This is a genomic window from Enterorhabdus sp. P55, from assembly GCF_009911695.1.
Lineage (GTDB): Bacteria > Actinomycetota > Coriobacteriia > Coriobacteriales > Eggerthellaceae > Enterorhabdus.
On the sequence record NZ_QWKK01000057.1, the window covers coordinates 1 to 14,694 of the forward strand.

Sequence of the window (14,694 nt, forward strand, 5' to 3'; positions counted from 1 at the left end):
CGTCGGCGCGGCTCCCGCTCCTGGCGCCCAGCAGCCTGGCGCCGGCGCCGCTGCCCCGCAGCAGCCGGCGAGCCCCTACGCCTCCGCCCAGCCCGGCGCGCCCGCGTCGCCCTACGGCTCGGTGCCTCCGACCCAGCCGGCCCCGTCCGGCTCCGGCAAGGCCACGGGCGCGCTCGTCTGCGGCATCCTGGCCATCGTGCTGTGCGGCGCCCCGCTCATCGGCATCGTGCTCGGCATCGTGGCCATCGTCATGGGCGGCTCCTACCTCAAGACCTTCGGGCAAGACGGCAAGGCCAAGGCCGGCCGCATCTGCGGCATCGTGGGCGTCGTGCTCTCCGTTCTGCTCTGGGTGTTCGCCATCGGCGCGATGATCTGGGCCTACTCCACCGTGCTCAACACGCCCACGGTGAGCAGCTCGCCGTCGAGCAGCCTCTCGGCGCCCGGCACGAGCAGCACCGACCGCGGCAGCTCGTCGTCCAGCTCCAGCTCGAGCAGCGAGCCGGTCTACGATGAGAACGAGCAGACCGTGCTCGACCTGGTGAGCGCCCAGTTCGACGCGCTCGAGGGCGGCGAGGCCGAGATGATGCAGAAGGTCGCCTCCATCGCGTCCGAGGGCTTCCAGGAGGCCACCGGCGTCACCATGGAGCAGTGCGGCATCGACCCGGTGAACTATGCGCGCCTCATGACCGACGACCTCACCTACGAGATTGACCTGGTGGTGGTCAACGACAAGCAGGGCACCGGCTGGGTGAGCGCGGACGTCACCTGCCGCGACATCTTCGCCGTGCTCGACCTGTTCAACGAGAAGGTTGACGCCTTCGACACCAGCGGCGAGGCCAACGCCATGACCGAGGAGCAGGTGCAGCAGAAGCTGGGCGAGCTGCTCATGGCCGCCGTCACCGAGACCACGACCACCACGGAGGACTACGCCACCATCAACTGCACCCTGGAGAACGGAACCTGGGTGCTCAACGAGGACGATTGGACCGAGGAGCTGGACTACCTCTTCGGCCTGGTGTAGCCGCTCCGGCGCAACGCCACGACACAGCGAAGGGCCCCGCGGGATCCGATCCCGCGGGGCCCTCGTGCGTCAGGAGGGAGGGGGAGCCAGCCGACCGCCCGCCAGCTGCCAGCCCGACCGCCGCCAGCCGACCGCCCGCCAGCTGCCAGCCCGACCGCCCGGCCTCCGCCAGCCCAGCTGCCAGCCGGGCTGGCGGAGGCCCTAGCCCTCCTTGAGCGCGCCGGCCACGATGGAGCGGCTGGCCAGGTAGGTCATCAGCAGGTAGCCGCCGTAGACCACCAGAACCAGGCTCGCGGCCATCATGATGGGGCCGAAGGTGGACGTGCCGATGGCATCGAACAGCGAGTCGCTCAGCACGCTGACGGCGCAGATCGAATGGCACATCGCCAGCCCCAGGGGCACCAGGAAGTACACGAGCACCTGGGTGAGGAGCGAGCGGTTGATCATGCGCTGGTCGCAGCCGAGCTTCCACAGCGTGCGGTAGCGCGGGCTGGAGTCAGAGGCTTGGGACAGCTGCTGGATGGCCAGGATGGCCGCCGTGGACACCAGGAACACGAAGCCGATGTAGAGCGCCAGGTAGGTGATCATGAGGCGCAGGCCGCCCGACTGGGCCACCATGGCATCGGCGGTGATGATGCGGGTCACCGGCCACAGCAGGCTGGCCCACGCATCCTGGGATCGGGCAGGTCCCTTCTCGAAGCCTCCCAGGTCGCGCGGCTGCAGGGCAGCCACGATGGCGCCGAGGGCCTCGTCGTTCTGGGCGGCGGTGAGCCCGTTGTCGGCGTACTGGATGTTGAGGGTCTGCGTCTCGGGGATGAGCCCCTCGGCCCACAGGTCGTCGATGACGGCGTCGGGCACGATGAGGGTCATGGCCACGGCGCTCATGGCGTTGTCCTCCAGCTGGGTGTCGTAGACCGGGCCCGTCACGGTGAGTGCGCGGCCTGCCGCCTCGATGGTGGGCGCGGCCTTCACCGTGGCCGCCGCCAGGGGAGCCACCATCTCGATGTTGCTGGCCAGGCCGCAGGTCCCCTCGGCCAGTTCCACGGGGGCCAGGCCCTGCAGGACGCGGGCGCCGTTGAAGTCGCTGAGCGATATGACGCTGACGCTCGCCTCGCGCACCTTGCCCAGGTCGTTGACGCGCAGGTCGGCGCCGCCCGCACCCGCCTGGGCCGCGTCGACGAGGGGGCTGTAGGTCATGTTGGGCAGCGCGAACGTGGTGATCTGGGACGACGCTGCCACCGTGGCGTCCCACTGCTCGGGCGCGGCGTCGCGCAGGGCGGCGGCCATGTCCCAGCCGTAGGCCTCGGCCTGGGCCAGGCGCTCCGGCGCTCCGGCGGCCATCTCCTTGATGCGGTCGTGGGGGTCATCCGACGACGAGGCGACCGATCCGTCGGGGCCGTACCACACGCCTGACATCAGCGACGCGCTGTAGGGGTTGGCCCGCTCGATGCCGCCGACGAACACGTCCACCATGCCCATGCCGCTGGAGAACACGGTGATGGAGAAGAACAGCAGCACGCACACGGCCCACAGCGACAGGAACGCCGTGTTCACCTTGCTAGCCACCTGGCGCACGGTGAACACGGTCAGCCCGCGCAGGTACACGCCGCGCAGCCGCGTGAGCACGGCGATGGCGAAGCCGGCCAGCGACCAGAAGAACATGAGCGTGCCCACGAGCATGCCGACGGTGGCATAGGCGAACCGGGGGTCGTCGAGCATGACCAGCCCGCTCTCGATCAGCTGCTGGTAGGCGAAGGCCAGCACGGCGAGGGAGGCGACGAACACCACCAGGCACACCCACGGGTTGCGCACGCCGCCGCGCTCGTTCCTCGCATCGGCGCGCAGCAGGTCGATGAGCTTGCAGCGGCTGACGGTGAGCGTGTTGAACAGGGCAACCACCACGTAGATGGCGGCGAAGCAGCCGAGCGTGGTCATGAAGGCGTCCGACGAGAACACGAACTGGTAGTTCGTCATGGTGGTGCCGAACAGCGCCGCGGTCAGAAACGACAGCCCCTGGGACAGCAGCACGCCGAAGACCAGGCCCGCGGCCAGGGAGATGAGGCCCACCAGCACCGTCTCGTATAGCACGATGCGCGAGACGTGCCCCGGCGTCATGCCCAGCACCAGGTAGGTGCCGAACTCCCGCTTGCGGCGGCGGATGAGGAACTGGTTGGCGTAGAGGATGAGGAAGCCCAGCACGCAGGCCACCACCACCGAGAACATGCCGAGCAGCTGCGTGGTCGTCTCGAACTGGGCGCCTGACGCCGTGTTCTCCAGGTCGAAGAGGATCTGCTGGCTGCCGATGGAGTTGAACGCGTAGAACACCGCCACGCCGAACAGCAGCGTGATGAAGTAGATGGCGTAGTCGCGGACGGACCGGCGGATGTTGCGCAGGGCGAGCTTAAGCGACATGGCCGGCCTCGCCTCCCAGGAACGACACGACCTCCATGATGCGGGCGAAGAACTCATCGCGGCTCGCGTCGCCCCGGCGCAGCTCGTTGAACACGACGCCGTCCTTGATGAACAGCACGCGGTTGGTGAACGAGGCGGCGAAGGCGTCGTGGGTGACCATCATGATGGTGGCGCCCAGCTGCCGGTTCATCATCTCCAGCATCTCCAGCATGACGGCGGCGCTGCGGGAGTCCAGCGCGCCGGTGGGCTCGTCGGCCAGGATGAGCTTGGGGTCGCTCACCATGGCGCGCGCCGCAGCCACGCGCTGCTTCTGGCCGCCGGACATCTGGTAGGGGTACTTCTTGAGCACCCCCTCCACCCCCAGCGTGCGGGCCATGTTCTCCACCAGCTCGGGGATGCGCGCGGGGCTCACGCGCTTGATGGTGAGGGCCAGGGCGATGTTCTCGTAGCCGTTGAGCGTGTCGAGCAGGTTTGAGTCCTGGAAGATGAAGCCCAGCTCATCGCGGCGGAACTTCGCCAGCTGGCGCTTGGACATGGTGGTGATGTCGGTGCCGCCCACCAGGATGCGCCCGCTCGTCACCGCGTCGATGGTGGAGATGCAGTTGAGCAGCGTGGTCTTGCCGGAGCCCGACGGCCCCATGATGCCTACGAACTCACCGGCCTCCACGTCGAAGCTGACGCCGGCCAGGGCATGGGTGACGGAGTCGCGGCTGCCGAAGACCTTCTCGATCTGGCGGACGCTCAGGGTGGGCTGCGGCGCGCGGGCGCCGTAGGGGACGGCGCCGCCGGAGGCGTACGTGGCGGCGGACGGGGTTGCGTAGACTTCGGTCATGGTTCCTCCTGCGTTTTCTCTACGAAGCTTACGGTATCCCATGATGGCGCGCGTCTGCCGTGCCTGCCATCGAAGCCGCTTACGCCTGCCTTACGAGTTTGTCAGGTTGCCGGCGCTCACCAGGTCAGCGCCAAGGGCCGACGGGGGGGGGTGTCACCGCCCGCCGTCGGTCGTGGGGGAAGGAGAGCAGCACGCGGGTGCCCACGCCTTCCTCGCTGGCCAGCCCCACGCCGAGTCCCATGCGCTCGCACATGAGCGCCACCAGGTACAACCCCATGCCCGTGGCGCTGCCCTGGCTGCGTCCGTTGGCGCCGGTGAACCCGCGGTCGAACACGCGCGGCACGTCGGCGGCGGGAATGCCGCATCCGTCGTCGCGCACCTCGAGCATCGTGCACTCGCGCGGGGTGCCCGCCTCCTCCACCCGGGTGGAAAACGTGATCGTCCGCGCGCCGTACTTGGCCGCGTTCACCACCACCTGCCCAAGGACGAACACGAGCCAGGGCTCGTCGGCCAGCACGCGCGTGTCCTCCGGCACGTCGATGACGGGAGCCACCGAGCGCTCGATGAGGAAGCGGGCGTTCTTCTTGCACGCCTCGCGCACGGCGCCGGCCAGGCGCACCTCGCGGATGGCGTAGTCGTTGGCCAGCGACGAGGAGCGCGCGTAGTAGAGCGCCTGCTCCACCTGGGCGTCGATGCGCTCCAGCTCGCGCGTGAGCTTGGCGCCCTGGGCATCGTGCATGCTCGCGAGCATGAGCTTGGCCGCGGCGATGGGCGTCTTGATCTCGTGGATCCACAGCTCCACGTATTCGCGGTAGTTCTGGGCGTCAACCTGGGCGGCGCTCACCTCGTTGTTGGAGAGGCGGGCCAGCGCCGCCCCCGCCTGGTAGGCGATGCGGCCCTCCAGGAAGTCCGGCTCGTCGATGAGCGCGGGGAAGTGGCTTGCGCTGCCGAGCTCGGTGACGAGGTCCGAGGCCTCCCGGTAGAACCGCGCGCGACGGCTGTAGTCCAGGGTCAAGGCGATGGCGGCGCACAGGGCCACGAAACCGGCGATGGTGAGCGCCCCGGGCAGGCTCACCCCCAGGGCCGGCAGCATGCAGATGACGCCTGCCACGCAGAAGGCCGTGATGCCGAGGGCGATCGCGTGGTCGCGCAGGTAGGCGCCGGGGCCGAAGTGCTCCGGGGCGTTGGGGCAGCCGGGCTTCTCCTCGTCGTCGCGCCAGCCCAGAAGGCTCATACCAGGTACCCCTGGCCTCGGCGCGTGGTCAGGAAGTCCTCGGGCACGCCGAGCGACCCGAGCGTCTTGCGCAGGCGGTTCACGTTGACGGTGAGGGTGTTGTCGTCGATGAACGCATCAGACTCCCACAGCTCGCACATGATCTCCTGCCGGCTGATGACGAGCCCCGGGTTGCGCATGAGGATGTGGAGTATCCGAAGCTCGTTGCGGGTGAGCTCGGTGGATCGTCCGCCGAAGGACACGGTGCCCGCCCCCACGTTCAGCAGCACGCCGGCGTGCTCGATGGTCAGCTCGTCGCGCCCGCTTGAGCTGCGGCGGATGGCCGACTGGATGCGCGCGATGAGCACGGCGGGGGAGTAGGGCTTGGTCACATAGTCGTCGGCGCCCAGGTTCATGCCCATGACCTCGTCGAACTCGCTTTCAGACGACGTGAGCATGATGATGGGCACGTCGCTTGCGGCGCGGATGTCACGGCAGATGCTGTGCCCGTCGGTGCCGGGGAGCTTGAGGTCGAGCACCACGCAGTCGGGCCGCGCGGCCAGGGCGTCGGCCGCAGCCGTGCCGAAGGTGGCGCAGCACGCCACCGAGAATCCCTGAAGCTCGAGCAGGTGCGCCAGCTCCGTGCGCAGCGCCTCGTCGTCCTCGATGATGTAGATGCGGCTCACCGATCCTCCTCCCGCGAAAGAACGCCTCCTATTCTACCGCTCCGCCTCTCCGCAGCGGGAAACCTTACGTGAAGGTAAGCGCCAGGACGGGGAGCGCGCTGAAGAAACCTTTAAGGTTAGTTGCGCGCTTGGCAAAGACCATTACTATGGTTCCCGAACTTTTTCCGAGGAAAGGACTTGGGGATGAGAGAGCTTCCCGCCAATCAGCTGGATCCGCGCATCAAGAACGTGTGGCGCATCAACGATGCCATCTGGATCGTCGTCGTGTTCCTGTGTTCGTCTGCGCCCTTTGCCCTCATGGCGCTGGCGGATCCGGAGCCCTGGATGTTCGCGGTGCTGGCGGGGGAGGGCATCGCGTTCGCGGCGCTGCTCATCCTGTTCGTGGTGGTGCTGCCGCCCATCCGCTACCTTCGCTGGCGCTACGAGCTGTCGCCTGAGTACCTGGACATCGCCCGGGGCATCGTCTGGCGCAAGCGCTTCATCATCCCGTTCATCCGCGTGCAGAACACCGACACCAAGCAGGGCCCGGTCATGCGCGCCTTCGGGCTGTCGAGCGTGACCGTCTCCACGGCTGCCGGCGCTCACGAGATCCCCGGCCTTGACGCCGCCGCGGCCGATGCGCTGCGCGACCGCGCCGCCGAGCTCGCCCGCCTGGCTCGGGAGGACGTGTGATGACCGACCCCCAGAACTCCTCCCGCCCCTTCCCGCGAAGCGCTTCCGCCTCGCAGCCCGCTGCCGGCGGCATCCCTCCGGAGGCCGTCGCGCAGCCCGTCCCGCCGGCCGTCCCCGCCGCCTCCGGGCCGGTCGCGCAGCCGGCGGCGGGCGAGCGCCAGCACGTCCACCACAGCTACATCTGGCTCGGCAGCCTGCGCGCCGGCGCAGCTGCGCTGTTCGCCGTTGCCATCGCGGCGTTCTCCTCCATCGCGAGCGCCATCTCCAGCATCCAGCGCGCGATGGCCGGCATGGACGCCGGCTTCGGCCTGTTCGTTGCCATCGCCATCGTGGCGCTTCTCGTCATCGTGGCCCTGGGCATCCTCTTCGCTGTGCACGCCATCTCCTACAAGCACCTGTGGTACCAGCTGGGCTCCGAGGAGTTCAACCTGTTCAGCGGCGTGTTCTCGAAGAAGCGCGTGCACGTGCCCTATCAGCGCATCCAGTCGGTCGACCAGAAGGCGACGCTGCTCCAGCGCCTCTTCGGCGTGTGCACCGTGTCCATCGACACCGCGGGCGGTGCCAACAACAAGGCCGTCATCGTGCCCTACCTGGCCAAGCAGCAGGCGGAGACCCTGCGCACCCAGCTGTTCGCCCGCAAGCAGTGGCTGGCCGCCGGCAACGACCCGGCTGCCTTCCCCGTCGCCGTGGGCGCCGCGCCCGTGCAGCCCGCCGCGGCCCCCAGCCTCGCGGCGGTCGCCCCCACAGCTCCCGGGTCCTCGGCCGGCAACGTGCTCGACGTGGCCACCGGGGTGTGGGACGAGGTGGGCGGCGTGTTCGCCGGCGCGGCCGTGGACACCGGCCGCGTCTCCTACGAGTACGGCCTCACCAACAAGGAGCTGCTGCTGACGGGCTTCTCCAACAACACCGCCTTCGTGGTGGTCATCATCGCCATCCTCGGCGCCGTCGGCCAATTCGCCGACATCCTCTTCGACCTCATCCCCGGCTCGGGCGACGCGGCGGTCGACGCCGTGGTCTCGGCGGCCTCGGGGCCGGCGGCCGGCGGCTTGGCGGCGGTGCTCTTCGCCGCGTTCATCGGCGGCTCGCTCGTGCTGTGGCTGCTGTCGGCGCTTGCGTCGTGCCTGTCCTACGGCGGCTTCCGCGCCCGTCGCCGCGATGACCGCATCGAGGTGGAGCGCGGCCTGCTCCAGCACCAGTTCCAGGGCGTGGGCATCGACCGCGTGCAGTCCGTCATCGTCAAGCAGGGCTTCGTGCGGCGCCTGCTCGGCTGCTGCGAGGTGTCCCTCGGCAAGATCGACGCCGCGTCTGAGGGCGACGAGTCCAAGGGGACGGCCAGCCAGGGCGTCCTGGTCATCCACCCCTTCGTGAAGGCGAGCCGCGTGCCGGAGATCCTGGCTGGCCTCGTCCCGGAGTTCGCCGACCTGCCCACCGAGCCGCGCCGCGTGGCGCCGGTGGCCCTGCGCCGCGGGCTCATTCGCCGCTGCCTGTGGCAGGGCGAAGGCTTCTGGCTGGCCGTGGCGGTGCTCATCTGCCAGGTGGGGCTGCACCTGCTGGTCGCCGCGGAGCCGTCCGAGGCCTGGGCGCTGCCCTACCTGGACGGCGGCGCGCTCGTGGGCTACCTGTTCGCGCTCGTGCTGCTCGTCGTGGACGTGGTGGGCACCGTGCTGTGGTACCGCGAGTCCAGCTTCGCGGTGAACGACCGCTTCATGCAGGTGTCCAACGGCGGCATCTCGCGTGAGACGGTCAGCTTCCCGCGCCAGAAGATCCAGTTCGGCTACGCCAAGACCAATCCCTTCCAGCGCCTGGCCCGCACCGCCACGCTCTCCGCCCGCACCGCCGCGGGCGTGGGCGGCACGACCATTCGCCTGGTCGACGTGGGGGAGGAAGACGCCCGCGCCTGGCTCGCGTGGCTCAAGCCGAGGGGAAATGTGCTACAGTAGCTCCCATGAGCAAACGATCCTCATCAGACGAAGCGGGCGGCCGAAGTAGCCGCTCGTCTCGGGGCTACCTCGCGGTGGCTCCCTCGGCCGCCTCGGGAGCAGCCTCGGCCGCGGCTCCGGCGTCCGGCCGGCGCCCGAGGCGCAGCGCGCGCGAATACTCCCTGGGCGAGGAGATAGCCAACGCCGTCACCCACGGCATCGGCGCCTGCCTGGCCGTCGCCGCGCTCGTGGTGCTCATCGTGAAGTCGGTCGTGGACGGCGGTGGCGTGCTCCTGTTCGCCGCGCTGGTCTACGGCATCTCCCTTCTGCTCGAGTACCTCATGTCCACCCTCTATCACGCCATTGCCCACGAGGGCGCCAAGCGCGTGTTCAAGGTGCTCGACCACAGCTGCATCTACCTGCTCATAGCCGGCTCCTACACGCCGTACTGCCTGGTCACCCTCGGGGCGTCCGGCGGCGTGTGGCTGGCGGCCTTCGTGTGGGCCACCGCCGTGGCCGGCGTTGCCTGCGAGGCGTTCTGGACGTTCAGGCCGCGCTGGGTCTCGGCCGTGCTCTACGTGCTTCTGGGCTGGAGCGTCGCGTTCTTCATCCCGCAGCTTTGGGAGCTTCTGCCCGCGCCGGGCTTCTGGCTGCTGGCCGCGGGCGGCGTCAGCTACACGGTGGGCGCCGTCTTCTACGTGCTGAAGAAGGTTCCCTACATGCACTCCGTGTTCCACGTGTTCGTGCTGGCGGGCAGCGTGCTGCAGTTCCTCTCCATCATCCTGTTTGTGATCTAGCGAAAAGGCGACCATGGACAAAGAACACTCATCCGAGAAGGCTCCCGAGAAGAAGGGCTTCTTCGACTTCTTCAGCGTGGGGCGCCACCAGCCCGTGTCCGAGGAGGAGATCAAGGACATGGTGGCCGGCGCCGGCGAGCTGCTCGACGACGAGAAGCGGATGATCCACGACATCCTCGACCTGCGCGACCTCACGGCACGCGAGATCATGAAGCCGCGGGTGGACATGATCCTGGTGGAGGACACCGAGACGGGGCGCGCCGCCCTCGAGCGCATGCGCGGCACCGGCTACTCGCGCCTGCCGGTGTACCACGACGACATGGACGCCATCGTGGGCATCGTGCACTACAAAGACCTCATCGGCCCGCTCATGGACGGCCGCGTGGACGATCCGGTGACCAAGTTCATGTACGAGCCCATGTTCGTGCCCGAGACGAAGGACGTCATCCCCCTGCTCTCCGAGATGCAGGAGCAGCGCCAGCAGATGGCGATCGTCGTGGACGAGTACGGGGGGACCGACGGCCTCATCACGGTGGAGGACATCGTGGAGGAGATCGTCGGCGAGATCATCGACGAGACCGACCGCGACCGCGAGCCGGTGACGCTGCTCAGCCCCGGCTGCTGGCGCGCCGATGGCGGCCTGCCCGTGGACGACGCCCTGGAGCTGGGCTGGCCGGTGGCCGAGTCCGACGACTACGAGACTATCGCCGGCTGGCTCATGGACACCCTCGACTTCGTTCCCAAGACCGGTGACGAGTTCGAGGTGGACGGGTTCTCCTTCAAGATAGAGAAGATGCGCCGCTCGCGCATCTCCACCATCCGCGTCACGCGCTTATAGCGAAAAAGTTGTGGAGACGCCCCCAGGGAGGCCGAAAAACGCATCGCTCTCACCTGCGGAACCTTAGCCGTTCACCTTTGTCAAGCGAACAAACCATGAATCGTTGCCATTAGGTTTTGGCACTAAGGGCCCTGCTACGGTAAAATACGGCTACTAACAAATGCATATCGAGCCATTCGGCAGCATACCCACACCCAACCTAACACGCTGTCACCGCCCCCGGGCGGTTGGTCGTGTGCGCTTCGTGAAAGGTTGGCCAGGCAGATGGTCGCAAGACGGAAGAGTGCGGGAAGGGGCTTCGTCGGCGTGTTCGCCGCGGTGGCCTGCGCCTCGCTGTTCGTCGCCGGCTGCTTCGGCTTCGGCATCGCATCCGCCGGCGGCGCCGGCGCGGACGCCGCCGGCTTCGGCCTGGGCGGTACGAGCGATGCGGTCATCCTTCAGGTGAACGACTCCCCGGCCGAGGTCGCCGCGCCCGCCATCCAGGAGGAGCGGGCCATAGAGGCCACCGCCCAGCGCGACGTCTCCCAGGGCTACCAGGAGATCGCCGCCGAGGAGGAGGCTGCCCGCATCGCCGCCGAGCAGGAGCGCATCGCCAAGGAAAAGGCCTGTATCCAGCAGGTGGCAGATGCCAAGTCCGCCTACCTTGCCAAGTACGGCAGCCTGCCCGTCTCCAACGTCGACTTCAGCATCGGGCGCGAGGCCTTCGTCGCCGAGTGGACCGTTCGCATCAATGACTACCTCGAGGGCTTCCCCCTGGCCGGCCACGGCGAGACCTTTGCCATCGCGGCCTGGGAGAACGGCGTGGATCCGCGCTGGTCGCCCGCCATCTCCAACACCGAGAGCACCCGCGGGTCGGTGTGCTTCAGCCCGCACAACGCCTGGGGCTGGGGCCAGTCCGCCTGGCCCAACTGGGACACGGCCATCCGCGCCCACGTGAAGGGCCTGGCCGATGTTTACGGCTACACCATCAGCTACGCCAACGCCATGAAGTACTGCCCGCCGAACTACGACAACTGGTATCGCGACACCCTGAACGAGATGGCCAAGATCTAGGCGGTCGGCAGGACGGGATATATACTGAGGGGGCTCGGGTTATCCCGGGCTCTTTTTTCGTAGAAGGAGGTCAGATTGAGCAACGTCATCGTCATCGGATGCGGGCGCGTGGGATCGCAGCTGGCCAACATGCTGTCGGACAACGGCAGCAACGTGTGCGTGATCGATCGCTCGGCCGACGCCTTCGCCAACCTGGGACGCAACTTCAACGGCTCCACCATCCAAGGCGTGGGCTTCGACGAGGACGTGCTCGTGCGCGCCGGCGTGGAGGAGTGCGACGTTTTGGCTGCCGTCACGCAGTTCGACAACGCCAACCTCATGTGCGCCGAGGTGGCCAGCCGGCTCTATGACGTGCCCCACGTCATCGCCCGCCTCTACAATCCCGACCATGAGCGCGCCTACATGCAGCTGGGCATCGACTACGTCTGCGGCACGTCGCTGGTGGCCGAGGACGTGTTCAGCAAGATCGTCTCGGGCCACGGCGCCCACATCGAGACGTTCGGCGAGTTCGAGGTGCTGCGCTTCTCGCTCGACCTCTCCTGGCGCGAGAACCAGAAGACCATCCGCGTCTCTGAGATGGAGCGCGACCACGAGGTGCGCATCGTCGCCTTCGAGCGGGCTGACGGCTCGGCGTCGTCCATCCCCACGAGCGACTCCGTCCTCTACAACGGCGACACGGTGCTGGCCTGCGTTCACCACGACCTCATCGGCGCGTTCAGCAAGTACATCCAGGATTAGGGGACGATCATGTACATCGTTATCGCAGGGGGCGGAAAGATCGGGTCGTACCTGGCGGGCGTGCTGCTGGCCAGCGGCAACGAGGTGGCCGTCATCGAAGAGACTCTGGCTACGGCTGACCGCCTGTCGGTGCAGCTGGAGGGCCGCTACCTCGTCATCCACGGCGATGGCTGCGACTCGCGCTACCAGGAGGACGCGGGCATCCGCCAGGCTGACGTGTTCGTGGCCACCACCGGCCAGGACGACGACAACCTCGTGTCGTGCGAGATTGCCCAGCGCGTGTTCAACGTGCCGCGCTGCATCGCCCGCGTGAACAACCCCAAGAACCTGCGCATCTTCCGCGAGGTGGGCATCGAGTGCGTGTCGTCCACCACGCTCATCGCCAACCTCATCGAGGAGGAGGCCCTGCTCGGCTCGGTGAGCATCGTGTCGTCGCTGACGCATGGCAACGTGGCCCTGACCGAGGTGGTGGTGCCGCGCATGAGGCACCACTCCAACGAGGCTGGCATCGTCATCGACTCCATCCCCATGCCCGAGGGGTCGCTCATCGCCGCGGTCGCCACCAAGGATGACGTGGAGGTGGCGAGCGAGGGGCTCGTGCTCTATCCGGGCGACAAGGCCATCGTGGTGGCCGACAACGACGTCCTCGACGACGTGCGCGCCATGTTCCGCGCGCTCTGACGTGGTACGCTTTTCGCAGAGACTGGCAAGGGGTTCGCAAGAGAAGGGATGTGCCTCCGCATGATCAACCGCTACACCCGCCCGGAGATGGGCCGCATCTGGGAGCTTCAGAACAAGTTCGCCATCTGGAAGGAGATCGAGGTGCTGGCCTGCGAGGCGCAGGCCGAGCTGGGCCAGGCGGGCATCACGCGCGAGGAGGCGCAGTGGATCCGCGACCACGCCGACTTCACCGTGGAGGAGATCGACGAGATCGAGAAGGTGACGAACCACGACGTCATTGCCTTCACCACCTGCATGGCCGGCTACATCGACGCGGACGTGCCCGAGGGCCAGGAGAAGCCGAGTCGCTGGGTGCACTACGGCATGACGTCCTCTGATCTGGGTGACACGGCGTTGTCCTACCAGGTCACGCAGGCGTGCGACCTCATTATCGCGGACATCCGCGCGCTGGGCGAGACCTGCAAGCGCCGCGCCCTCGAGTTCAAGGACACGCTGTGCGTGGGGCGCACCCACGGCATCCATGCCGAGCCCATGACCTTCGGCATGAAGTTCGGCAGCTGGGCCTGGGCCCTCAAGCGCGCTCTCACGCGCATGGAGCAGGCCCGCGCGGTGGCTGCCACCGGCGCCATCTCCGGCGCGGTGGGCACCTATTCGTCCATCGACCCCTACGTCGAGCAGTACGTGTGCGAGAAGATGGGCCTCACCCCCGACCCGCTGTCCACCCAGGTGCTGGCGCGTGACCGCCACGCCCAGGTCATGGCCGCGCTGGCGGTGACGGCCTCCACGCTTGAGTCCATCGCGCTGCAGGTGCGCCTGCTCCAGCAGTCCGATGTCATCGAGGCCGAGGAGCCCTTCGCCAAGGGCCAGAAGGGCTCGAGCGCCATGCCGCACAAGCGCAACCCCATCACGGCTGAGCGCGTCTGCGGCCTGGCCCGCGTGGTGAAGGCCAACGCCCAGGTGGCCTTCGACGACGTGGCGCTGTGGTACGAGCGCGACATCTCCCACAGCGGCGCCGAGCGCGTGGCCCTGGCAGACAGCTTCACCGCGCTTGACTATATGTTCGGCAAGATGCAGTGGATGCTCGACGGCCTGCAGACCTACCCGGCCAAGATGGAGCACAACCTGTGGCGCACCAAGGGCCTCATCTTCAGCTCGAAGGTGCTGTTGGCGCTGGTGGACACGGGCATCACGCGCGAGGATGCCTATGTCATCGTGCAGCGCAACGCTATGAAGGTGTGGGAGGACATCCAGAACGCCGTGGACGGCCCCACCTACCGCGAGCGCCTGGAGGCCGACCCTGAGGCCGCCGAGCTCCTGCCCGCCGCCAAGCTCGACGAGATCTTCGACCCCTGGGGCTTCCTCACCCGCAAGGACGTCGTCTTCGAGAGGCTGGAGGGATTGGAGTTCTAGAGCGTCCCGCGCGCCAAGGGGGCCGGCCGTGTGCCGGCCCCCTTTTGCGTTTCGGCTGCGTATGGCGCGTGGGGCGCGGGTTGAGGCCGGATCCCGCGCGTGCCTCGGGCGCGGGCGTCGCAGGCGCGGGCGTCGCAGGCGTGGACGTTGCAGGCGCGGGCGTCTCCTCCCGTCGTGGGGCGCTGCGCAGAAATGCGCCGCAAAGTGGCCAAAAAAGACGACCTGACGACAACGGAAGCGCTTCGCAGCCCCACGCAAGCGCGGCATGCGCCCAAAACCCCAGGTCGCGAATGGCGGTTATGCCCTCCGGCCCCCGACTCATCTCCAAAGCACCCGAATTTTGTCGTCAGGTCGTCTTTTTTGGCCACTTTGGGGGTGTGTTTCTGCGCGGCAGGTGCCCGGATCGGGGGGGGGTGGCGGGG

The 14,694-nt window shown here is 68.0% G+C and carries 13 protein-coding genes; 9 read left to right on the top strand and 4 right to left on the bottom strand.

The annotated features are described in order from the left end of the window. Positions 1-1,021 (top strand): DUF4190 domain-containing protein (locus D1643_RS06760; RefSeq protein WP_160709902.1); only part of this gene is annotated, 1,021 nt, incomplete at its 5' end. 201 nt (positions 1,022-1,222) lie between these two features. Here the strand turns inward: D1643_RS06760 and D1643_RS06765 are convergent. The 4 genes from D1643_RS06765 to D1643_RS12250 all read right to left on the bottom strand — a co-directional run bounded on the left by D1643_RS06765 (position 1,223) and on the right by D1643_RS12250 (position 6,164). Further along, entirely contained in the window at positions 1,223-3,433 is a 2,211-nt protein-coding gene (locus tag D1643_RS06765; protein ID WP_160709903.1) for an ABC transporter permease, read from the bottom strand. Beyond that, complete coding sequence (locus tag D1643_RS06770) at positions 3,423-4,265, bottom strand: ABC transporter ATP-binding protein (RefSeq protein WP_160709904.1); 843 nt, start codon at positions 4,263-4,265, stop codon at positions 3,423-3,425. Before D1643_RS06770 ends, D1643_RS06765 begins: the two co-directional genes overlap by 11 nt. Before the next feature lie 124 nt (positions 4,266-4,389). Further along, positions 4,390-5,499, bottom strand: coding sequence for a HAMP domain-containing sensor histidine kinase (locus D1643_RS06775; protein WP_160709905.1), 1,110 nt, complete (start codon positions 5,497-5,499; stop codon positions 4,390-4,392). Continuing rightward, on the bottom strand, positions 5,496-6,164 hold the full coding sequence (locus tag D1643_RS12250) for a response regulator transcription factor (RefSeq protein ID WP_160709906.1): 669 nt from the start codon (positions 6,162-6,164) through the stop codon (positions 5,496-5,498). Before D1643_RS12250 ends, D1643_RS06775 begins: the two co-directional genes overlap by 4 nt. A 183-nt stretch (positions 6,165-6,347) precedes the next feature. Between D1643_RS12250 and D1643_RS06785 the strand changes: the two genes are divergently transcribed. The 8 genes from D1643_RS06785 (at position 6,348) to purB (ending at position 14,272) form a co-directional block, all read left to right on the top strand. After that, complete coding sequence (locus tag D1643_RS06785; RefSeq protein ID WP_160709907.1) at positions 6,348-6,836, top strand: PH domain-containing protein; 489 nt, start codon at positions 6,348-6,350, stop codon at positions 6,834-6,836. Continuing rightward, a complete protein-coding gene (locus D1643_RS06790; RefSeq protein ID WP_160709908.1) occupies positions 6,836-8,776 on the top strand; it encodes a PH domain-containing protein in 1,941 nt (646 codons plus the stop codon). Before D1643_RS06785 ends, D1643_RS06790 begins: the two co-directional genes overlap by 1 nt. A 5-nt stretch (positions 8,777-8,781) precedes the next feature. Further along, complete coding sequence (locus tag D1643_RS06795; protein ID WP_160709909.1) at positions 8,782-9,552, top strand: hemolysin III family protein; 771 nt, start codon at positions 8,782-8,784, stop codon at positions 9,550-9,552. Positions 9,553-9,565: 13 nt separating this feature from the next. Beyond that, positions 9,566-10,390 (top strand): hemolysin family protein, encoded by an 825-nt coding sequence (locus D1643_RS06800; RefSeq protein ID WP_160709910.1) that lies wholly within the window; start codon positions 9,566-9,568, stop codon positions 10,388-10,390. A gap of 264 nt (positions 10,391-10,654) precedes the next feature. Beyond that, positions 10,655-11,443: a CMP-2-keto-3-deoxyoctulosonic acid synthetase gene (locus D1643_RS06805; RefSeq protein ID WP_160709911.1), complete on the top strand. Its 789-nt coding sequence runs from the start codon at positions 10,655-10,657 to the stop codon at positions 11,441-11,443. Between the two features lie 75 nt (positions 11,444-11,518). Then, the gene (locus tag D1643_RS06810) at positions 11,519-12,181 is read left to right on the top strand and encodes a TrkA family potassium uptake protein (protein ID WP_160709912.1); all 663 of its coding nucleotides are present in this window, start codon (positions 11,519-11,521) and stop codon (positions 12,179-12,181) included. A 9-nt stretch (positions 12,182-12,190) separates the two neighbouring features. Further along, positions 12,191-12,862 carry a TrkA family potassium uptake protein gene (locus D1643_RS06815; protein WP_160709913.1) on the top strand — a complete coding sequence of 224 codons (672 nt, stop codon included), beginning with the start codon at positions 12,191-12,193 and terminating at the stop codon, positions 12,860-12,862. A 60-nt stretch (positions 12,863-12,922) separates the two neighbouring features. After that, positions 12,923-14,272, top strand: coding sequence for an adenylosuccinate lyase (purB, locus tag D1643_RS06820; protein ID WP_160709914.1), 1,350 nt, complete (start codon positions 12,923-12,925; stop codon positions 14,270-14,272). Positions 14,273-14,694 lie beyond the last annotated feature (422 nt).